Source organism: Streptomyces rectiverticillatus, from assembly GCF_013394065.1.
In the GTDB taxonomy this organism is placed as follows: Bacteria; Actinomycetota; Actinomycetes; order Streptomycetales; family Streptomycetaceae; genus Streptomyces; species Streptomyces rectiverticillatus.
The window spans coordinates 7224909-7245453 of sequence record NZ_CP040752.1; the positions used below are offsets into that span (position 1 = coordinate 7224909).

20 protein-coding genes and 1 pseudogene are annotated in these 20545 nt (G+C 72.6%); 9 read left to right on the top strand and 12 right to left on the bottom strand.

Features of this window, described 5'->3' with window-relative positions; all coding sequences use genetic code 11:
* Window positions 1-42: 42 nt before the first annotated feature.
* Both FGW37_RS31250 and FGW37_RS31255 read right to left on the bottom strand, forming a co-directional pair.
* Window positions 43-450, bottom strand: coding sequence for a hypothetical protein (locus FGW37_RS31250; protein WP_179084143.1), 408 nt, complete (start codon window positions 448-450; stop codon window positions 43-45).
* A 108-nt stretch (window positions 451-558) separates the two neighbouring features.
* Entirely contained in the window at window positions 559-1092 is a 534-nt protein-coding gene (locus FGW37_RS31255; protein ID WP_179084144.1) for a hypothetical protein, read from the bottom strand.
* A 243-nt stretch (window positions 1093-1335) separates the two neighbouring features.
* On the opposite strand from FGW37_RS31255, the gene FGW37_RS31260 reads away from it, so the two are divergent.
* Complete coding sequence (locus FGW37_RS31260; RefSeq protein WP_179084145.1) at window positions 1336-2937, top strand: helix-turn-helix domain-containing protein; 1602 nt, start codon at window positions 1336-1338, stop codon at window positions 2935-2937.
* 354 nt (window positions 2938-3291) lie between these two features.
* The gene (locus FGW37_RS31265) at window positions 3292-4164 is read left to right on the top strand and encodes a class I SAM-dependent methyltransferase (protein ID WP_179084146.1); all 873 of its coding nucleotides are present in this window, start codon (window positions 3292-3294) and stop codon (window positions 4162-4164) included.
* A gap of 78 nt (window positions 4165-4242) precedes the next feature.
* On the opposite strand, the gene FGW37_RS31270 is transcribed toward FGW37_RS31265, so the two are convergent.
* Both FGW37_RS31270 and FGW37_RS31275 read right to left on the bottom strand, forming a co-directional pair.
* A complete protein-coding gene (locus FGW37_RS31270) occupies window positions 4243-5718 on the bottom strand; it encodes a hypothetical protein (RefSeq protein WP_179084147.1) in 1476 nt (491 codons plus the stop codon).
* A 227-nt stretch (window positions 5719-5945) separates the two neighbouring features.
* Window positions 5946-7115: a methyltransferase gene (locus tag FGW37_RS31275; RefSeq protein ID WP_179084148.1), complete on the bottom strand. Its 1170-nt coding sequence runs from the start codon at window positions 7113-7115 to the stop codon at window positions 5946-5948.
* A gap of 161 nt (window positions 7116-7276) precedes the next feature.
* Here FGW37_RS31275 and FGW37_RS31280 point away from each other — a divergent pair, with 161 nt between their 5' ends.
* Both FGW37_RS31280 and FGW37_RS31285 read left to right on the top strand, forming a co-directional pair.
* Window positions 7277-7861, top strand: a complete 585-nt coding sequence (locus FGW37_RS31280; protein ID WP_179084149.1) for a TetR/AcrR family transcriptional regulator — start codon at window positions 7277-7279, stop codon at window positions 7859-7861.
* A 77-nt stretch (window positions 7862-7938) separates the two neighbouring features.
* Entirely contained in the window at window positions 7939-8769 is an 831-nt protein-coding gene (locus FGW37_RS31285; protein ID WP_179084150.1) for a hypothetical protein, read from the top strand.
* A gap of 38 nt (window positions 8770-8807) precedes the next feature.
* On the opposite strand, the gene FGW37_RS31290 is transcribed toward FGW37_RS31285, so the two are convergent.
* Window positions 8808-10373: an AMP-binding protein gene (locus FGW37_RS31290; RefSeq protein ID WP_179084151.1), complete on the bottom strand. Its 1566-nt coding sequence runs from the start codon at window positions 10371-10373 to the stop codon at window positions 8808-8810.
* Between the two features lie 215 nt (window positions 10374-10588).
* Window positions 10589-10921 (bottom strand): glyoxalase superfamily protein, encoded by a 333-nt coding sequence (locus FGW37_RS31295; RefSeq protein ID WP_179084152.1) that lies wholly within the window; start codon window positions 10919-10921, stop codon window positions 10589-10591.
* A 362-nt stretch (window positions 10922-11283) separates the two neighbouring features.
* Here FGW37_RS31295 and FGW37_RS31300 point away from each other — a divergent pair, with 362 nt between their 5' ends.
* Complete coding sequence (locus FGW37_RS31300) at window positions 11284-11766, top strand: hypothetical protein (protein WP_179084153.1); 483 nt, start codon at window positions 11284-11286, stop codon at window positions 11764-11766.
* Window positions 11767-12187: 421 nt separating this feature from the next.
* Here the strand turns inward: FGW37_RS31300 and FGW37_RS31305 are convergent.
* Window positions 12188-13309: pseudogene (locus FGW37_RS31305) on the bottom strand (glycoside hydrolase family 6 protein); the annotation flags it as partial.
* Window positions 13310-13552: 243 nt separating this feature from the next.
* Here FGW37_RS31305 and FGW37_RS31310 point away from each other — a divergent pair.
* Window positions 13553-14518, top strand: a complete 966-nt coding sequence (locus tag FGW37_RS31310; RefSeq protein WP_179084154.1) for an LLM class F420-dependent oxidoreductase — start codon at window positions 13553-13555, stop codon at window positions 14516-14518.
* Window positions 14519-14552: 34 nt separating this feature from the next.
* Here the strand turns inward: FGW37_RS31310 and FGW37_RS31315 are convergent, their stop codons facing one another.
* A complete protein-coding gene (locus tag FGW37_RS31315; RefSeq protein WP_179084155.1) occupies window positions 14553-15614 on the bottom strand; it encodes an ATP-dependent DNA ligase in 1062 nt (353 codons plus the stop codon).
* Window positions 15615-15736: 122 nt separating this feature from the next.
* Here FGW37_RS31315 and ligD point away from each other — a divergent pair, with 122 nt between their 5' ends.
* The 3 genes from ligD to FGW37_RS31330 all read left to right on the top strand — a co-directional run bounded on the left by ligD (window position 15737) and on the right by FGW37_RS31330 (window position 17713).
* The gene (ligD, locus tag FGW37_RS31320; RefSeq protein ID WP_179084156.1) at window positions 15737-16765 is read left to right on the top strand and encodes a non-homologous end-joining DNA ligase; all 1029 of its coding nucleotides are present in this window, start codon (window positions 15737-15739) and stop codon (window positions 16763-16765) included.
* Window positions 16766-16846: 81 nt separating this feature from the next.
* Window positions 16847-17266, top strand: coding sequence for an SH3 domain-containing protein (locus FGW37_RS31325; RefSeq protein WP_179084157.1), 420 nt, complete (start codon window positions 16847-16849; stop codon window positions 17264-17266).
* 246 nt (window positions 17267-17512) lie between these two features.
* On the top strand, window positions 17513-17713 hold the full coding sequence (locus FGW37_RS31330; RefSeq protein ID WP_058043383.1) for a hypothetical protein: 201 nt from the start codon (window positions 17513-17515) through the stop codon (window positions 17711-17713).
* Window positions 17714-17766: 53 nt separating this feature from the next.
* On the opposite strand, the gene FGW37_RS31335 is transcribed toward FGW37_RS31330, so the two are convergent.
* From FGW37_RS31335 to FGW37_RS31350, 4 genes are all read right to left on the bottom strand, one after another.
* Window positions 17767-18228: a large conductance mechanosensitive channel protein MscL gene (locus FGW37_RS31335; protein ID WP_179084158.1), complete on the bottom strand. Its 462-nt coding sequence runs from the start codon at window positions 18226-18228 to the stop codon at window positions 17767-17769.
* A gap of 132 nt (window positions 18229-18360) precedes the next feature.
* Window positions 18361-19095 carry a Mut7-C RNAse domain-containing protein gene (locus FGW37_RS31340; RefSeq protein WP_179084159.1) on the bottom strand — a complete coding sequence of 245 codons (735 nt, stop codon included), beginning with the start codon at window positions 19093-19095 and terminating at the stop codon, window positions 18361-18363.
* A gap of 125 nt (window positions 19096-19220) precedes the next feature.
* Window positions 19221-19484, bottom strand: coding sequence for a hypothetical protein (locus FGW37_RS31345; RefSeq protein ID WP_058043386.1), 264 nt, complete (start codon window positions 19482-19484; stop codon window positions 19221-19223).
* A 266-nt stretch (window positions 19485-19750) separates the two neighbouring features.
* Window positions 19751-20371, bottom strand: a complete 621-nt coding sequence (locus FGW37_RS31350; protein WP_179084160.1) for a hypothetical protein — start codon at window positions 20369-20371, stop codon at window positions 19751-19753.
* Between the last annotated feature and the right edge of the window lie 174 nt (window positions 20372-20545).

A 20545-nucleotide genomic window follows, 5' to 3' on the forward strand; every position in this document is an offset into this window, starting at 1 on the left:
TGTCCGCACCCGGGCGAGCGGGGATCCGGGGCCGCCCGCCGGTCAGTCCCACCAGTTGAACAGGACGTCCCCCAGGCACGCGGGCTTCCAGTAGCGGATCTCGGTGAGTTCGGCCGGAGACAGGTCTGTGACGTCGACCTCCTCCAAGGGCGTCATCAGCTCCTTGACGCCCATCACCCGCAGCCCCGCCGTCTCGAAGGCCTGCGCCCACAGCGGCGGGTCCGCGAAGCCGGGAACCGGTTTCCCCTCGCAGACCGCGTCGGTGGTGAAGGCGACCACGGGCAGGTGGGCGTGGCCCAGGGCGGTGAACGCACGGCCGTACCCGTCGGTGAGGGTCGCATGGCGGAACGTGTGCATCTCGCCGGGGACCATCTCACCGGCCCGCCCCCGGGCCTCCATGGCCGCGGTGAAGCAGGCGGCCCGGAACAGCGCCGCCTCGGTCCGCGGCAAAGGGGCCTCGTGCGGCCCCCGGAACCCCGTAGCCCCCCGCGCCAGACGGATCAACGTGCCTTCCTTCCCATGTCCACGGCCTTCCCGAGCCCGCACCGCCGCCGGTCTTCAGGTGCGAATGTGCAGTTCACCCGCCCCGGCGGCCGACCGGACACCCCGGGAGGTGAGGCACGCCGTCGGCAGCTCCGCCGGGAGCAGCTGTACGGACCGGTCCGCCACGGCGCCCTCGGCGAACCCCTCGATCACACGGCCCTTGAGTACCACCACGTTGACGCCGCCGACCCGGACGGCCCACGAGGACGTGTAGGAGATCACCGACTTCCGGCCGTCGGCGTAGCGCACGGACTCCTTCACCTGCGGCGCGTTCACCGCGGCACAAGAGGCCCCGGCCGACACGCCCTTGGTGAAGCCGGAGGCCTTGACGGGCCCGCCCGCGAGGCCGGTGCACGTGTACGCACTGCGCGCCGTGATCTCCGCGGGCCGCGGCAGCAGCGTCAGGCCGGGGCTGTACGTGGTGGACTCCGGGCCCGCGCAGACGACCGACAGCCCGGTACCGGCCTGTGACGGCGGAGCCGACACCAGCGACGAACCGGCCAGCGCCATGGCACACAACGCCACCGTGGTACCTCGCGCACCGTACATGCCCACCCCTCTCGTCCTGTCACGCACGTGTTCATCCGTGACGCCTCGCTCCTCCCTACCCAGCACAACGCGCGAACCGCCTCTGCGTACGCCCCACCCGCAGTGCGACCGGCCTGCCGCGCCACGGCACGCGCCCCCCGGCGTGCAGGCGTCCAACGCACCTCCGTACAACGGCGCGAGCACTCCCGGCGTCCTCAAGTAGCCTGGGGGAAAGGGTGAAAAGGGTGGGAAAGGGGTGGCCCTGTGGTCACAGAAGGCGGAGGCGGACAACTCCGGGGGCAGTCACACGACCACGTAGCCCGGCTGACCCGGCTGCTGGACTTCGCACGCGCGGGGGAGAGCGGTGACGGCGCGTCCGTACGCCGCCTGCTCACCTGGCTCGCCGGGACCCTCGGCGGCACCGTCACGCTGACCGGACAGGGAGGAGAACCCCTGACCGGCCCGGCATCCCGCGCCGAAGCCGCCGCCCACAGAGAACTCGCCGCACGCGCCGGGGAACTGCTCGGCCAGGTCGCAGGCGGCCGGCTCCACGCGGCAGCCGTGGACGACCACCACGGACAGCTGCGGCTCGTCGCCCTCGGACGCCGCACCCCGCACCCCGTCCTCGCCGCCGCCCTGCCCCGGCCGTTCGACGAACAGGACGCGGCCCTCCTCGGCCAGGCCGCCGCCGTCCTGGCCCTGCTGCTCAAGGCCCGCGAGGCCGAGGAACACCGCCGGAACGCGGAACGGGCCACGGAATGCCTGCGGCTCGCCGTCTTCCAGCTCCTCATGGGAGGGGACGTCGCCCTGGCCCAGCGCACCGCCGCCGGCCTCAGCCCCGGCCTGCTCGACGCCGACACGGCCCGCGTCTACGTCCTCGAACTGCCCGAGCACCGGCGCGAACTCCTCGTCCGCGCATGCGAAGCGGCCACCGGGGAACGCGCCCTGGCCGTGCGCTGCGCCGCGTACGACAGCCAGCTCATCGTCGTCGCTCCCACGACGCGGCGGGGCGGTCCGGAGCACGGCGCCGGGCACGGCCCCGGGCATGACGCCGGGGACCACGACGTCGCCGCTGCACTGCACCGCATCGTCGAAGAGCGCCCCGGCGTCTTCCTCGGCGCCGGCGGCCTCCACCCCCTCGCGCAGCTGGCCGACGCGTACGGCGAAGCCGCCCGCGCCCTGGCTGTGGCCCGCTACCGGCCCGGCCGGGTGGCCGAACACCTGCCTCAGACCCGGCTGACCGCCCTCCTCGACCCGGCCGCCTCGGGCGCCTGGGCCGCCCGCGTCCTGCAGCCACTGGACTCGCTGCCGCACCACGGGCGCGGACCCCTGCTGGCCACGGTCAGCCTGGGGCTGGAGTTCACGGCGGTCAACGCGGCCAAGATCCTCGGCATCAGCCGCAACACCGTCCGCGCCCGGATGGACAGGACGGCCGCACTGCTCGGCGCCGACCTCGCGGACGTACGCGCCCGCGCCGCGCTCCACCTGGCGCTGCAGATGTCCCACGCCGCCCCCGCCCCGGCGGCGGACGACGGCGCGCCGCCGGCAGGCCTGGAACGCCTGCTGGCGGCCGGCCCCGTCCGCGACTGGGCGCGGGAACTCCTCGGGCGCCTCGCGGCCGCCGACCGCGACCTGCGCCGCACCCTGCGGACGTGGATCGCCGAGAACACGGCGGTCGAGGAGACGGCGGCCCGCCTGGGCGTACACCCCCGCACCGTGCGCGACCACCTGCGCGGCGCCGAGCAGCTGCTGGGCCGCCGGCTCGTCCCGGGCGGCGGCGACCTCTACGAAGTGGTCCTCGCGTGCGCCGCCCTGGAGGACGTGGACCTCGGCTCCCGGCCGGGCTGTGTCATGTGCGCCGCGTGAGGCGGCGCACCGGGGAGAGCCGGGCCCCCGCACCGTGCACCCGTGACAGAAACCGGCGCACAACCGTGCATCCATGACGTGTCCGCGCCCGCCCGCCGGGACCTAACGTGGTCTCACCGGCGCTGCACCGCGCCGGTTCACGGGGGAACGGTGCCGCCGGCCCGACCACCCGGCGAGCCTGTCCACGCCCGCCTGATCCGCACGCGGGCGTGGACACGGAGCCGGGCCCGGGGCCGCGCCACGGCACGGCCTCCGGGCGCCCGCACTTGGGGGTGCGCCCGCGCCCGGGGCCGGCGGCCCCGTCCGGGAAAAACCGTTGGCCCCTCCGCGAGTGCTCCCGCTAGCGTCACGCCGGTGACGACGACCAGTGGACAGACGGACAGCGATCGGGCAGGCCGTGCGGAGAGCTGGCGCGAGACCAACCGCGCGCTGTGGGACGAACGGGTTCCCCTCCACACGGACAGCGCCTTCTACGACCTCGCAGGGTTCAAGGCCGGCCGCAGCGACCTGCGCGGGTTCGAGCCGGACGAGGTCGGGGACGTCGCAGGCAAGCGCCTGCTGCACCTGCAGTGCCACATCGGCACCGACACCCTGTCCTGGGCCCGCAAGGGCGCGGACGTGACCGGTCTGGACTTCTCCGGCGCGGCGGTGGAGGCGGCGCGGAAGCTGGCGGCGGAAGTGGGCGAGGAGCGGGCCCGGTTCGTCGAGGCGGACGTGTACGACGCGCCCGCCGCCCTGCAGGGTGAGACCTTCGACATCGTCTACACGGGCTTCGGGGCCCTGTGCTGGCTGCCCGACCCGGCGCGCTGGGCCCGTACCGCCGCCTCGCTGATCGCGCCGGGCGGCTTCCTGTACCTGGCGGAGTTCCACCCCGTGGCCATGTGCCTGGGCGAGGACGGCAGCGCCTTCGCCGAGGACTACTTCGCCCGCGGGCCGCTCACCTACGACGAGCCGGGCTCGTACGCCGACGCGACCGCCGCGACGCGGCACAACCGCTCGGTGGAGTGGCAGCACACGATGGGCGACGTGGTCAGCGCGGTGAGCGCCGCGGGGCTGCGGCTGGAGTTCCTGCACGAGCACGACTTCACGCTGTTCGAGTTCCTCGACGGCATGGTCCGGGCGCAGGACACCAGCGGCAGCCGGGGAGGATCGAGCACGGTCTACCGCCTCCCCGAGGGTCGTCCGCGCGTCCCGATGGTCTACTCGCTGCGCGCGTCCAAGGCGTAGGAGCACAAGAGGAAAGAGAAGAGCACCGGTACGCGCTTGGGGAGCGCGTACCGGTGCTCTCGCCCGCCTGTGCGGGAACTACTTGCGGCGGCCCGCCGTCGAGACGGTTCCCTCTCCGCCCGCGAGCTTCCACTCCTTGTGGAGCGAGCCCAGCGGAATGGGCTTCTGGAAGATCGGCGTGCCGAAGATCTTCAGCTGGAGCTGGAGGGCTCCGGCCAGGTCCAGCCCGCCGTACGCGGCCCACTTGCCGGTGGCCGAAGCCGAGCCGTCCGCGGCGGCGGTGGCCCGCCCGTCCGCCTCGGCCCGCAGGTACGGGGCGACGTCGGCCGTGACGCCGACCGCGCCGTACAGGCCGACGGACGCCTCGGCGCCGAGCGTGGCCTTCACCTTGCCGGCCGCGGCCACCGACGCCTGCGGCGAAGTGGCCGTGATGTCGGAGGTGTTGACCGGCGACCAGCCCTTGCCCTTGGTGTACATGCCGCCGACGCGGAAGCCTCCCTTGAGGTCCTCCTTGACGTCGACGTTGACGTGGCCGTCGGCGTCCACCTGCAGGTAGCAGGTGAGGCCGAGGTTGACCACGACGGGCACCGCACCGACCTGGATGACCGGCGAGGCGTGCAGCTTGGCGAACGGCAGCCGCAGCGGCTTGCCCTCCGTCGAGGCGGCGGCCTGGCCCTTGAGCTCCCACTGGGAGGACCAGTCGCCCGACAGGGACACCGAGGCGCCGGCGGGTGCGCCGCCGAAGCCGGAACCGCCGCCGTCGTAGGCGAAGTTCACCTCCGGAGCCAGCTGGACGTAGCCCGAGGCCGACGCGGAGGCGGACGCGGGGGCGTCCTTGGCCGTCGCGATGGACGTGCCGACGTCGATCCGCAGGTTGCCCAGCGGCAGCTTCGCGCCCTTGGGCCCGAAGTGGAGGTCGCCGGTCTTCGCCCAGGAGACCTTGACGCCCTTGACGAGCGGCTCGACGCCGACCGTGGACGGGTCCACGGGGACCGATCCGCCGGCCTTGGCGTCGCCCAGCAGGGCGCCCATCGTCGCCGGTGCGGTGTTGACCTCGGTGCCCTTCTCGGTCTTGCCGAGCACCTTGGTGACCTTGGCGAGGACACCGTCGGGGGCACCGGGGGCGGGCGCGCTGGCGATGATGTCGCCGACGGCCACCTGGTTGTTCTTCTCGGGGGCGGCGCTGCTCCCGGCCCCTGCCGAGCCGGAGGGTGTGGGGGTGCGGCCGGGGGCCAGGCCCTTCGGGGCCTTCGCCGGGCCGGAGATGACGGCGCGTCCGCTGCTCCGGTCGAACGAGGCGACCTTCAGCGAGGACTTCTGCGCCGTCCTGCCGGAGCCGGACGGACGGGCCACGGCGCTCGGGGCGCCCGCGCCCTCGGGCGCGGCCCGGACGGCGAGCCGGGGTTCCGCGGCAGGCGGACGGGCCGCTGCGGCCTGCTCGTTGCCGGCGCCGGTGTCACTCCCGGACGGCCCGGAGGCCGCGGAGCACCCGGTGGCGAGCAGGGAGGCGGCGGTGATGGCGGGTAAAGCTATGAATCGTGCGGGCTTGCGCAAATTCGATCCTCGGGAGCGTGAGGTGGGGGCAGGCCGGAGGAGTTCGCACCCCGGCCCGCATCACACGGCATGGACGGGTGAACCGGACGGGTGAACCGGATGGGTACCCGCCGGTAATGACCGGCATGATCATGCCATGGGTGCAGGTGCCCTCAGAAGCTGCTAAACCACTGGCGGGCAGTGATCTGGATCACTGCCCGCCAGTGGGGTCGCCCGGCACCGAAAGTTCAGTTTTTGACCGACCGCAGAACGACGAACTTCGGGTCGCTCGCCACGATCTCGCAGTTGCCGAAGAGGCGGCGCAACTTCACGTGGTACCCCAGGTGGCGGTTGCCGATGACCCACAGCTCCCCGCCGGGCCGCAGCGCGGCACGCGACCCGGTGAACATGCGCCAGGCCGTCGCGTCGGTGGTCGACTGGTGGGAGTGGAAGGGCGGGTTGTTGAGCACCAGGTCCACGGACTCGGCGGGCATCCCCGACAGCCCGTCGCCCACCCGGAACTCGGCCGCCGCCCGCGCGCCCGCGTTCTCCCGGAACGTGGCCTCCGCGGACGCCACCGCCTGGTACGACTCGTCCACGAACACCACCTCGGCCTGCGGGTTGGCCAGGGCCGCGGCCGTCCCGACGATGCCGTTGCCGCAGCCGAGGTCCACGATGCGCTCCGGGCCGCGCCGCTGCGGCAGGTTGCGCAGGAAGAAGCGGGTGCCGATGTCGAGCCGCTCGGCGCAGAAGATGCCGGCGTGGTTGGTGACCGTCAGCCCGGAGGCCGGGCCGATGCCCAGCGGCAGCGAGTAGCTGTAGGGCCAGGGGCTCGCGGCCCGGGGGAGGGCGGGGTCCGGCGAGCAGAAGATGAGCCGGGCCTTCTTCACGGCCAGCGAGGTCCGGGTGGGGCCGACGGTCCGCTCGAACAGCTTCAGCGTCGAGGTGTGGATCTCGGTCACCTTGCCCGCGCCGACGACGACGGTCCCCGCGTGCAGCCGGGGGGCGAGCCGGTGCAGCTGGTCCTCCAGGAGCGCGAGGCTCTTGGGTACACGGACCAGCAGGACGTCGATGCGGTCCGGCGGGGCGTCCTGCGTCGACAGCAGGGTGACGGCGCCGGGCGCGACGCCGTTGCGCCCGAGGTTCAGGCGCGTGGCCTGCTGGGCGAGGAACGAGTCGGTGATCTGGACGGGGCCGTGGCCGTGCGCGGCGAGAGCGGTGGTCAGCGCGCCCCACCGGTCGCCCAGCACGGCCACCGTGCCGGACAGGTCCGTGGGGCCGTCCGCGGTCTCCGCGCTCCCCGCCAGATGGCTGAGGAGGTATTCATCGGCGGCGTCCCAGGCTCGGAGCTGGTCGCGGGGGTCCTCGGGGAAACGAGTCAGACCCAGCTCGCCCCATGGCGTCATCAAACGGTTCATTGTGCCCTCAGGCTAGTCGAGACCCCTGGTGTAGGTGAGCACGGCCGCTCCGCCGGCGAACGAACGGCTGTCGACGAGGTCGAACCGGTGGGGCCGGAACGCGGTGCTGAAGACCGCAGGAAAGCCGGAAGAGGAAAGCCGGGAGAGGGAAGAGAAGACCGATGCGACAGAACCCGGAGCGCCGCGCCGCGCTCGTCGACGCCGCCATCGAGGTCCTGGCCTGCCAGGGCTCGCGCGGGCTCACCTTCCGCGCCGTGGACACCGAGGCCGCCGTCCCCAACGGCACCGCTTCCAACTACTTCACGAACCGCGACGACCTCCTCAACCAGGTGGCCCGCCGCACCCGCGAACGCCTGTCGCCCGATGCCTCGGCACTCGCCGGCACCATGGAGGCACCCCCCTCGCGGGACCTGGTGGTGCGCCTGCTCCACGACCTCGTCCGGCGCATGCGCGAGGATCGCAGCAGCTACCTGGCCATGATGGAACTCCGCCTGGAAGGCACCCGGCGGCCCGAACTGCAGGCCATGCTCACCGAGGTCTTCAGCACCAACGTCCAGGAAGGCATCCACTTCCACCTCGGCGCCGGCCTGCCGGGCGACCGGACCACCGTGCTCCTGCTCTACCTCGCCATGAGCGGAATCATCGTGGACGACCTCACCGTCCCCGACGTCCTCGCCCCGTTCCCCCTCGACGACCTGATCGCCGACCTCGTGGACCGGACCCTCCCGCCCCCCGCCGGGGAGTGAGCGCTGCGCTGTCCGTCCCGATCACTGGGTAAAGTGTCGCCGCCACACGAACAACGCAGGTGAAACGGGGTCAGGGAATGGGCATACTCAACCGGGTGAAGAGCCTGGGCGACCAGGTGGGGACGGCGGCCACCTCCTTCGGCAAGGACGTCGCCCACGCCGTACAGCGCGGCGTCGACGCCGGGCGCGCCGGCACGAACGCCTCCGGCGACTGGGTCCTCTCCGTCCTGCGCTCGCTGCCCGCCCCGGCCGCGCCCACCCCCGTGGAGTGGGAGTTCTCCCTCGGCGCCCTGATCTGCCGCCACCCCAAGGTCCCCGCCATCACCGCCAAGGCGCTGCGTCCGCTGGACGGCATCGGCGCGCTGCGCTTCGGACCCGAGTCGGTCGGCTTCGACGGCGAGGACATCCCCTGGGACAAGGTCGTCCACCTCCGGCTGCACGACGCCTTCAGCGCCATGACCACGGAGGCGCTCGACGCCGAGATCGACCGGATCCGTGACCTCCTGCCCATGCTGCCCGGGCGGAAGTGGGTCGTCACCAAGGTGGTCGAGGGCCTCGCCTCCGTCATGCTCGCCGCGCTCGAGCAGGCGGGCGAGCAGCGGCTGGAGACCGTGAACGTCGCCTGTGAAATCACCTACCGCGGCGCGCTGGGGATGAAGAAGACCCTGCGGGCCAACATGTTCAGCACGGCCCTGCTGGCCCAGCAGGCCGAGGTCATGCACAGCCTGGTGCTCACGGCCCGGGCCAAGGGCGTCCCCGTGCTCCCCGCGGAACCCCCGCTGCACGGCACCAAGACCGGCGAACGCGTCCTCGCGCTACGGGCCCGCACGGACACGGTGGCCGCCCAGCTCCGAGCCGAACAGGCCGCCGAGCCGGCGGCCCTCGACTCCGCCCCTGACGCACGCTGACGGGCCGGCCGCGGGGCGGCGGCCGGCCCTGCGGGTCACTAGGAGGCTGCGGCCTGCGCTTCCGCCTCGCGCCGGAGCAGCTTCTTGTCCGGCTTGCCCGCGTCCGTCAGCGGCAGGGCGTCGATGAAGGAGATGTGAGCCGGCTCGTACATGGCGCCGCGCTCCCGGTTCACCATCTCGCGCAGCTCCTTCTCGTCGAGCTCGCTGCCGGGCGCGGGCACCACCGCCGCGTACACGTGCTCCATGCGGTTGGCGTCCGGGACGCCGAAGACGGCGCTCTGCAGGACCTGCGGGTGGGTGTTGAGCAGGTCCTCGAGCTCGGTGGTGTAGACGTGGCCGCCGACCACCACGATCATGTCCTTGATCCGGTCGACGATGGTCAGGTAGCCCTCGTCGTCCAGGAAGCCGATGTCGCCGGTGTGCAGCCAGCCGTCCCGCAGGACCTCGGCGGTGAGCTCGGGCTGCTTCCAGTACCCCTGCATGATGTGCTCGGAGCGCACGCAGACCTCGCCGTGCTCACCGGTGGGCAGGTCGCGGCCGGACTCGTCGCGTATCGCGATCTCGACGCCCTTCATGGCCTTGCCCGCGGTGCGCAGCCGCTCCAGGTTGCCGGGGTCGTGGTCCTCGGGGCCGAGGACGCTGATGCCGCCCGCCTCGTTCTGCCCGTAGAACTGGGTCAGCACGGATCCGAAGCGCCGGACGGCGGAGGCGAGCCGGGCGGGGGAGGACTGGCAGCCGCCGTAGGTGATGTTACGGAGGCTGGAGGTGTCGGTGTGCTCCACCTCCAGCCGGTCCATGAGCTGGTACAGCAGGGGCGGCAGCAGGAACATGTGGGTGATGCGCTCGCGCTCGACCGCCGCCAGGACCTCCGCGGGGTCGAAGTCGTCGAGCAGGACGACCGTGCCGCCGCTGGTGCGGAGCGTGATGTCGGCCAGCAGGCCGGCGGCGTGGGCGAGCGTCGTGCAGACCAGCTGCCGCATCCCGTCCTCGTTCTCGCCCGCCGGCTCCAGGATCTCGTCGACGTCGTCCTGGAAGCCCGGCAGCCGCTCGAAGGCGGTGCAGATGGCCTTGGGGTGACCCGTGGTGCCGCCGGTGTGGCGGATCATGCAGATGTCCTCGGGGCGGGCGAGTCCGCCGAGCGGTTCGGCGGACTCGCCGGCGGACAGCTCCAGCAGGTCCGTGCCCACCTCGGCCGGGCCCAGCGAGAGGACGGTGCGGACCTCCGCCAGCCCGGCCAGCTCGGCCGCGCGCGACGCGTAGGCGGGGTCGACTATCAGGGCGCGCGTCTCGACGTCGCGGATGATGTTGGCCTGAACGTCGGCCGCCAGCTTGTTGTAGAGGTGGTTGACCGCGCAGCCGATCAGGTTGGCGGCGTAGCGGGCGGCGATCGTCTCCGGCAGATTTCCGCTGAGCAGCGTGACGGTGTCCCCTCGCTCGATGCCCTGGGCGCGCAGGGCGCGGGCCATACGGTGGACCAGGTCGCGGAGTTCGCCGGCGGTGACGCGGCGGTCGTGGTGAACGACGGCCGTCCTGGTGGGTTCGGCTCCCAGGATGTCGAGGTTCCGCTCCACGTATGTGCGGAACTGCTGCGCCGTGGCGGTCATGGGTGATTCCTCCTGATGCGGCATACGATTGCCAGCAGTTGACTTAGGCAACCAGTTGGATGGTAGTACCAGCGATCAAGAGCTCCAAGTCGGCAAGCGGCGCAGCCGCGCTTCGCCCGACCGAAACGTCGATATTCGGTCAACGGGACGGAGGGGTGCGGTGACAAGGGCGGCGGGCGGCCGGCCGGTCGGCGGCCCGGTCCGCGCCGCGTCCGTCAATTGACCGGAGTCCCCACGCGCAGCCGGTTTCCGTCGGGGTCCTGCAACTCGATCTCGCGTGCCCAGGGGGCGGAAACGGGAGGGACGCCGAACTCGGCGGCGACGGCGTCGATATCGCGGACCCGCAGATAAATCAGTGTGCCGGGCCGGGCGTCCCCCTGGTGCTCCGACAGGAACAGCCGCACCGGCCCGCGCGCCACCTCGACGAACGCCGGGAGGCCCGGCTCGAAGCGGTGTTCCCACTGCTCGGTGAAACCGAGCCGGGCATACCACGCGACCGCTGTGCTCGCGTTCTCGACATAAAGCACGGGGATGGCTTCTTCGTCCACGACGCCATCATTCCAGACCGTGCGGATCGCCGAGTGCGCCGAGTGCGCCGAGTGCGCCGAGCGGGCGGGGTACGGGTGCAGGCGGCCGGCCAACTCCCGTCCCGCACGCGGCACAGCGCCGCCCCGGTCGACCGCGTATTTCCTGAGATCTTGGTTCACCTGCGTGGCGTGATGCCGCTAATGTGGGTGAGCCAAGTTGGTTCCCCCCACGTGTCGGCAGCGATTTCCCGTGTCCGCAACAAAGCGGAATCGCGGATTTCGAAGTGCGGCTTTTTCCCTGCCCGTTCCGCTCGTGGAGTCCCCTGGCCATGTCTTCCTCCGAATCCTCCCCGACTACCCCTACCCCTACCCCTTCCTCTTCCATGTCCCCCTCCGCCTTTCGCCGTCGCTGGGTCGCCGCCTGCGGGATAGCCCTGGCCGGCGTGCTCACGCTGGCCGGCTGCACCGGGGGTGACGAGGACACGTCGCCGGGCAAGAAGCCCTCGCCCGCTGTCTCCACTTCGGTCTCCGCGACCCCGTCCCCGTCGTCGTCCTCGACGCCGCCGCCGGAAGCCCCGGCCACCGCGCCTTCCCGCAGCGCAGCGCCCTCGCCGGTCCTGCCGAAGCCGCCGCGCAGGACGGCCACCCCGCCCGCGGCCGAGCACACCGGTGCGGCCGGCTCCGCGGCCCGTACGCCCGCGGCGCGCAACCCCGGTACGACGTGCGAGATCCGCTCCGACGCCGGCAACTGCTACAAGGCGGGCCAGTTCTGCCGCTCTGCCGATGCGGGGTCACGCACACACGACGCTCAGGGCCGGGTCATCATCTGCGGCAGCGACAGCGGCAAGCCGCGCTGGCACTACTGACGGCCCCGGAACGTACTCCGAGGCGCGGATCTGCGCCGCCCATGTGCCGGCGTGCTCGCGCGCCGGGAGTCGTTCACCCATGATGTCCCGGCTCTGCCGGGCTCGTGCCGGGAAAGTGCGGAACCGGCTTGTCACCGGGCGGGTCCGTGGGCGGCCCGGCAGGCGCCGCCGGCGGCGCGGTGGGGGCGGGCCCCTGGGTAGATCCGGCCGTCGGCGCCGTGGCGGGTGCGGGGACCGGGGCGGCGGGCACGGGTGCCGGCGCGGGCGCAGGAGCGGACGCGGGCGCGGACGCGGGGCCGGAAGCGGCGGGCGCCTGCGCGCCGTCGGCCGGCGCGCTGCCCGGCGGGTTGGCGGGAAGCACGGACGGCAGGAGGGGGACTTCCGGTTGCCCGGGCTCCAGGGAGGGCTGCATGAGGTGCGACGGCGTGGCGCGGGCGAGGTCGAGCGCGTACTCGGCCCACCAGCGGCCCGCCGGCGGGGCACCGCGGCAGGCGCCGTCGGACTCGCCCGGCCGCTTGATCCACAGGAAGGCGTCGACGCGCGGGTTCCCCGTGGCGGTGCTGGGCGGGGCGCCGAGCGCCCGCCCGGGCGGATTGCACCAGGACTCGGGCTCGTGTTCCTCCTCCCCGTCTCCGGCCTCCGGTTCCGCTCCGTCCCCGGGGCCCCGCGTGCCCACGGCCCTCCTGGCCTCGGCGGCCCCCGGCAGGGGCTTCTTCTTCCCCTTCTTTTTTTCTTTCTCCTTCTTCTTTTTCCCGTCCTCCGGCGGCGCCGGAAGCGGGCCGTTGCCGTTGCGGCTCGTGTCGATGACGTAATGGGCACCGCCGAGGAGGGCGGAGAGACGGTCGCCGTAAGCGCGGGTGACGGGCGTCGTGTGGAAATTGGAGACGTTCAGCGCGAACCCGTCGGCCTCCGCGATCCCCGCTTCGGTGAGCGCCGTGACCATCATGTTGTGGTCCCGGATCCAGCCGGGGTTTCCGGCGTCGATGTAGACGGAGACGCCGGGCTTGGACTTGAAGGTCCGCACGGCCTGCGCGATGAGTGCCAGGCGCTGCTTGGCGGCCGCTGCGGGAACGCAGCCCGACGCCCACTGGGCGAGCGCGTCCGGTTCGAGGACGATCCAGGCCCGGCGCGCGCCGATCCCGGCCGCGGCCCGCGCGGCCCAGGCGCGGTAGCGGGCGGCGTCGGGAGCGCCGCCCGACGAGTACTGACCGCAGTCGCGCTGGGGGATGTTGTAGGCGACCAGCACGGGAATGACCCCGCTGCGCTCGGCCTGCCGGGTGACGCTCTCGGCCTGCGCCTTCGGATCGTCACCGGTCAGCCAGACCGCCATGGGCTCCTTCGCGATGCGCTGCAGGACGTCGGCGTCCTCCTCGCGCCCCTGCTCCTGCCAGACCCGCACCTGACGGGCCGCCGGCCCGCGCGGCTCGACCCAGAACGGGGACGTGGCATCGAGGTTGTCGTCGTCCTCCGTCAGTGCCTCGCTGGCCGGTCCCGCCAGCGACAGCGCCCCTGCGCACACCAGGACGACCGCACCGCAGCGCAGTGCCCTGTTTCTCGTCGTCTTCTTCGTTCCCGCCGGTCTCGTCGTTCTCGTCGTTCTCGTCATGGACGCCCGGGCCTTGCGGGGCCGGGCCGTGTGTCGCCGGGACTTGTGTGACATCGATCCCCCAATATTTCATATCGGCCGATCTGTCCATTCCAGACAGAGTGACAGGTGTCGACCCGTCAGACACGTCGGATTACGCCGAACGGGATCTGAAAAAGGGGAAATCGGAGGAGAGGCACGATGGTGGACATCGGATACACGATGATGACCGAGCAGGCGGGCCCCCGTGAGCTCGTCGCGCACGTGGTGGGCGCGGAGGACGCGGGATTCGACTTCTCCGTCACCTCCGACCACTACTTTCCCTGGCTCGCGTCCCAGGGCCATTCGCCCAACGCATGGGCCGTCCTGGGCGCCGCGGCGCAGGCGACGTCGCGGATTCCGCTCATGACGTTCGTGACCTGTCCCACCACGCGCTACCACCCCGTGGTCGTCGCCCAGCAGGCGGCCACGGTGCAGTTGCTCTCGCAGGGGCGTTTCCGCCTCGGGCTCGGGTCGGGCGAGAACCTCAACGAGCATGTGGTCGGGCGCGGCTGGCCGGGCGTCAGCGTCCGGCACGAGATGCTCGAAGAGGCGGTCTTCCTCATCCGGGCACTCCTGGACGGGGAGCTCGTCACCCACCACGGCACCCACTACGACGTCGAGCACGCCAAGCTGTGGGACGTTCCCGAGCCCGCCCCGCCCATCGGCATCGCCGTCTCGGGGGAGCACTCCTGCCGCCTCGCCGGCCATCTGGCCGACGTGGTCATCGCGACCGAGCCCCGAAGGGAGCTGCTGGAGGCGTTCGACCGCCACGGAGGCGCCGGAAAGCCCCGCATCGGACAGCTGCCCGTGTGCTACGACACCGACCACGACGCGGCGGTCGAGCGGGCCCACGAGCAGTTCCGCTGGTTCGGGCTCGGCTGGCCGGTCAACTCCGAGCTGCCGCACGACGCGGCCTTTGCCTCCGCGACCGCTTCCGTCACCAAGGACGACGTCGCCGAGGCGATCCCCTGCGGATCCGATGTGGACCGCTTCGTCGAGGCGGTGCGGGCGTACACGGAGGCGGGGTTCACCGAGGTCGCCCTCGTCCAGATCGGCGGCGACCAGCAGGCTCCGTACCTGGACTGGGCCAAGAGGGAGCTGCTCCCCGCCCTGCGCACGCTCTGAGCGGGGACGCCGCGGGCGGCGCCCGCCGCGGAGCTCACAGCTGAAGGACGTCGGCCAGCTTGTAGGCCGCCGGCTCCTCCAACTGGGCGTACGTGCACTGGTGCGGCTCGCGGTCGGGGCGCCAGCGGCGGAACTGCGTGGTGTGCCGGAAGCGGTCGCCCTGGAGGTGGTCGTAGGCGACTTCGCAGACCCGCTCGGGGCGCAGGGGCACCCAGGACAGGTCCTTGGTGCCGGTCCACCGGCTGGGCCCGCCGGGCATCCGGCCGGCGGCTTGCGCCTCCTCGGTGGCCCACTCCTGCCACGGGTGCCCCTCCACCGTGGGCATGCGCAGGGGCTCGAGCTCGGCCATCAGCTCCTGCCGGCGGCGCATGGGGAAGGAGGCGCAGACCCCGACGTGCTGCAGCCGCCCGGCCGGGTCGTAGAGGCCGAGCAGCAAGGAACCCACCACGGGCCCGCTCTTGTGGTGGCGCAGCCCGGCGACGACGCAGTCGGCGGTCCGCTCGTGTTTGATCTTGGCCATGGCCCGCTCGCCGGGCCGGTAGGGGGAGGCGGGCGGCTTCGCGACGACCCCGTCGAGCCCGGCCCCTTCGAACTGCTCGAACCACGCGTGGGCCGTCTCGAGGTCGTAGGTGGCCGGTGCGATGTAGACCGGGGCCCGTACGCCCTGCAGCGCCGAGGTCAGTGCGTCCCGGCGGTCCCGCTGCGGGGTCGTCAGCAGGGATTCCTCGCCGAGGGCGAGCAGGTCGAAGGCGATGAAGCTCGCCGGAGTGACCTCGGCCAGATGGCGGACGCGGGAGTCGGCGGGGTGGATGCGTTCGAGCAGGGCGTCGAAGTCGAGGCGCCCGCCGCGGCTGATGACGATCTCCCCGTCGAGCACGCAGCGGGGCGGGAGCTGCTCGCGGAAGACCTCGACGAGCTCGGGGAAGTAGCGGGTGAGCGGTTTGCTGGAGCGGCTGCCCAGCTCGACGTCGTCGCCGTCGCGGAAGACGATGGCCCGGAAGCCGTCCCACTTCGCCTCGTACAGCATGCCGGGCGGGATCTTCGCCACGGACTTGGCGAGCATCGGCTGCAGCGGGGGCATCACGGGGAGATCCATGACCGCGATTGTGCGGGCCCCGGGCCCCGGCCGCCTCTTCGCGCGTCCCCGCGTCCCCGCGTCGCTGTTCGCCGTCCGCCGCCCGCAGGCGCCGTGCGGCGCGGGCCTCTAGCGTGAGGGGTATGGCAGAGGAGGCGCTGGAGCTCACCGCCGGGGAGCGGACGGTACGGCTGTCGCACCCGGACAAGGTCTACTTTCCCGAGCGCGGCTTCACCAAGTACGACCTGGCCCGCTACTACCTCGCCGTCGCCGACGGCATCGTCCGGGCGCTCAAGGACCGCCCGACCACGATGGAGCGCTACCCGGACGGCGTCGAGGGGGAGTCCTTCTTCCAGAAGCGGGCGCCGAAGAACCTGCCCGATTGGATCCCGACCGGCCGGATCGCCTTCCCCAGCGGCCGTTACGCCGACGAGATCTGCCCCAACGAAGCCGCGGCCGTGCTGTGGGCCGCGAACCTGGGCTGCCTGACCTTCCACCCCTGGCCCGTGCGCCGGACGGACACCGAGCACCCCGACGAGCTGCGCATCGACCTCGACCCGCAGCCGGGCACCGGCTATGCGGAGGCCGTCCGTGCCGCCCTCGTACTCCGGGAGGTCCTCGACGGGCTGGGCCTGACCGGCTGGCCCAAGACCTCCGGCGGGCGCGGGCTGCATGTGTTCGTGCCCATCGCACCGCGGTGGACGTTCGTCCAGGTGCGCAGGGCGGCCATCGCCGTCGCGCGGGAGCTGGAGCGGCGGTCGCCGCAGGAGGTCACCACGGCGTGGTGGAAGGAGGAGCGCGGGGCCAAGGTCTTCGTCGACTACAACCAGACCGCCCGCGACCGCACCATCGCCAGTGCCTACTCGGTGCGGCCCCGCCCGCACGCTCCGGTCTCCGCACCGCTGACGTGGGACGAGGTGGCCGGCGACGCGGTGCCCGAGGACTTCGACCTGGCCACCATGCCCGCCCGGTTCGAGGCCGTGGGCGATCTGCATGCGGGCATGGAGGACCGGCCGTGCGGGCTGGAGGCCGCCCTGGAACTGGCCGACCGGGACGAGCGCGAGCACGGGCTGGGCGACCTGCCCTATCCGCCCGAGCACCCGAAGATGAAGGGCGAGCCGAAGCGCGTTCAGCCCAGCCGGGCCCGCAAGGACCCACCCCCGTCCGGCTGAGAGTGCTTTGTCCAGGTTTATTAAAGATTGCGGCGTGGTACGTCGGCATTGCTTCATTCACCCCGCACACAGGGAGCCCCCATGCCCAGGACCCTCGCAGCCCGCAGCAAGAAGATCTCGACGGACGCCATCGTGGTGGCCGCCTTGGCCGGCTCGCTGCTGGTCGCCGGATCCGCCCAGGCGGCCTCGGGCCCCGGCGTCCCGCCGGTGCCGCAACGCCCCGCCGGCACCATCACCAGCCCCACGGGCGTCAACGAGCGGATGTACCCCAGCACGGACTCGACCGTACGGGGAACCTTCGGCCGCGGCGCCAAGATCGGGCTGCGCTGCAAGGTCCACGCCCAGAGCGTCGGCGGGAACGACGTCTGGTACATGCTGCGCAACCGCCCCACCTGGGTCGCGGCGGCCTACGTCGGCAACGTCAGCGCCGTCCCGCTGTGCAAGGACGTCAACCGCGGCACCCTGGAGGACTCCCCGGTCACCCGGGCCGCGATGGGCTGAGCCACCGTCACGAACCGCAGCCCCCTCACGAACCGCCCGCACCGGGCCGGACCCCCTCGGCCGGGTGGTCCGGCCCCGGCTGCACAGTGCCCTATAGGACATAGGACGTATGTGACGTATATAGGGGAGTGGTATCGCGCGCGGGCTTGGTTACTCCGGGTGGCTGATGGCAACGGATTGTGCTGCCGCTGCGGGAGGCGGACGGAATAATGGTGGTGTCTTGTTTCCCGGCCGAATGCTGTCGTGATGCTGTGTAAGGACTGTCTGAATCCGGTCATCGAGGGCCCCGAGGGCGGTTACGTCTGCGGCCAGTGCTTCCATGTCGTGGAGCCCAACGGCTACGCGGAGCGACGGGCCGAAGGAGTGCGGCGAGCCGCCGAGGAGCGCCGCATCCGCACGGAGGAGCGGCGCGCCCGCGCCGAGGCCCGCAACCGCACCTGGCCCTGACCCGGCGTGCGGGGCCGGTCGCCACCGGCCGGAGCCCCGCACGGGGCAGGCCCTCAGAGTGTCCCGGGCGCGGGCCTGCCGCCCGGCGCGGCCGACGGGGGCTGCTCGCTGCCGCAGTAGCGGCACTTGAGCGCCGCCGCGGGCAGGTCCTCCGACAGGCAGGCCGGGCAGGTCTTGAGCGGGCCCGGATCCGCGAAGACCACGATCCCGCGCCGCGCCTGCACGTGCTTGTACGGGACGACGATCACGAAGTACACCACGGCCATGAAGATGAGGAAGTAGACGGCCGCGGAGAGGAACGAGCCGAGGTCCAGGTACGTGTTCTTGTTGCCCGCCCGGCCGAGCTGCCAGCCCAGCCCCATCGAATGCCCGCCCTGGGCCCGGGCGATGACCGGGTTGATGATGAAGTCGGTGAACGCCTTGATGAGCGTGCTGAGGGCCAGCGCGATGATCAGGCCTACGGCGACGGTGACGATGTCGCCGCGCATGACGAAACTCTTGAATCCTTTGAGCATGACCGTCCTCCGGACGCGACCGGCTCCCGTGCACGACCGGCTCCCGGAGTCGGAACCGGCTTGCGGAATCCGGACAGCACGCTACATTCCGTCACGCCGCCCTCAGCGGTACGGCACGCCCCGGCGGACGGCTCACACCGCCGGTCCGCCGAATTCCCGCACGGCGTCCTCGACGATGGCCTCCAGCCGCTCGTGGTGCGCCCCGCGCCAGTACACGCGCCCGCAGGCCGTGCACTGCGCGAAGACGTCGTACGTACGCCGCGTCCCGTGCTCCAGCCGCTCCGCCACGGTGTCCTTCTCGGCGTCCGCGAGCCGCCCGTTGCACGCGGTGCACCGCGTCCACGGCGCCAGCACCGGCATGAAGCGGCTCAGGACGTCGCGCAGTTGCTCGTCGGGCCGGTCGCTGTAGACGTAGGCGCCGGCCCATATCTCACGCCGCCGCAGCAGCCCGCGGTCGCGGCTGAGCAGCACCCGGCGTTGCGCCGCGGAGAGCGCCGCGAGGGCGGGGTCGCCGATGTCCTCGCTCTCGTAGGCCGCGTCCACGCCCAGGAGGCGCAACCGGCGTGCGAGCGTCCCGAGATGCACGTCGAGGAGGAAGCGCAGCGGCGCGCCGGGCACCTGCTGCGGGCGCTCGACCGCGCACACCTCCACCGATTCCCCCGCCGCGGGGACGTGGGCCGCGGGCGCGGGCCGTCCGTCGACGAGCAGCAGGCCGGCCTCGGTGAGCGGGACGCCCAGTGACTCGATGACGTGGCCCAGCGACGACGACGCGTCGATCGCGACGGGCGCCCGCTTCCGCCGCAGCTCGGAGTTGACGAAGAGCTGCAGCTCAGGGGCGACGGTGACATGGATTTCCGGTCTGCTCACGCCGTCAGCATGCCACTCGCGGGGGCGCTTCCGGGTGCCGGGCCGGGGGCGGGCGGGGCAGGTCCCGGTCGGCCCGGGCCCGGCCCCTGAGAGGGGCCGGAGCCGGGAGGCGCCTCGACGGGACGTCAGGAGGCGCTGGGCAGGGCCGGTACTTGATGGGTCGGGCAGGTGTAGCCGTTGCCGTGGATGTAGCTCCAGCCGAGCTCCTTGATGTGGGGCGTGGCCGTGTGCGTGTGGTGCAGGAGGTGCCCCCACAGGTCGTCGTCGCGTGAGGGGCCGGGGTCGGGGATGACGAGGTCGAAGGTGGTGTGGGTGGTACAGCCGTGGTGGTCGCACGCCAGATAGAAGCGGACGGGTCCGGGAGTTTTGCCTGCAGTGGTGAGGCTCATGAGTGCAACTCTCGGGGGATCCACCGGGCGGAGGAGGCCGGATCCGCGGATCTCTCCCCCGCTCCGGTGACGCAGCGTGTGACGGCGGCCGGGGCCGGGTAGTCCTCTTCCCCTGGCGCACCTTCGGTTTTCGCCGCCGCCCGCTCATGAGTTCTGGCGGGTTGATTACTGTGCGTAGGCGCCCGGGTCGGCCGGCGGTCCCGGCGGCGGGTTCCGCGGTGCGGGCCCGTCGAGGCCCGCACCGCCCCTGCCGGTTCCGCAGGCTCTCAGCCCAGGATCCCTTGCAACACCCCGCCGACCAGGCCCACCAGCCCGCCGACGACCCCGCCGACCGTGTGCACCAGCCCGCCCAGCAGCCACGTGACCACCGACAGCAGCCCCGACGAGTCGCGGCCGTCGTCCCGGCCGCCCTTGTGGCCCGGGCTGCGGGCCAGGTCGGAGACGTCGACGCCGTCCTTGGCCAGGTGCGCCGTGGCCGCGGCGGCGTCCGTCGTGGCCGTGGCCATCTCCTTCAGGTCCGGCCGGGCGGCCTTCGCCTGCTCGGCCAGCGCCGCCCGGGCGTGCCGCAGTTCCTCCAGGTGGCCCTTCAGCTTCGCGCACGTCCCGCCCTGCTCCGCCTTCCCGGCCGTGTCCGCCGCGGAGCATTCCTCGACGGCCGCCGCGGCCCGCTGCCCGATCACGTTGCGGTCGATGGCCCGGGCGCCGCCGGCGGCCGCCTCGCGCGCCGCTCGGGGATCCGAGGCCGACGGCTCGGTCACCACGGGCACGGTGGGCGGCATCGGGGGCGGGAAGCCGGCCGACGCGACGGCGGAGCCGGTCGCACCCAGGGCCAGCGCACCACAGAGAACACCGGAGACCATGAGAGCGGTTCTGCGGGAAGCACCCATGAACGAACTCCTTCGGGCAGGGGCGGGTGATCTTTACGCTCACCTTGCGCCCGGCCCCACCACCCCGCAACCCGGAACGAGCCCGGCGGTGACCGGCGTGCAGAGCCCCCGGGCCGGGGGCGGGCGATCGTATAGAGGTACGAGAGGAAAAGCCAATGAGGGCCACGCGTGAGT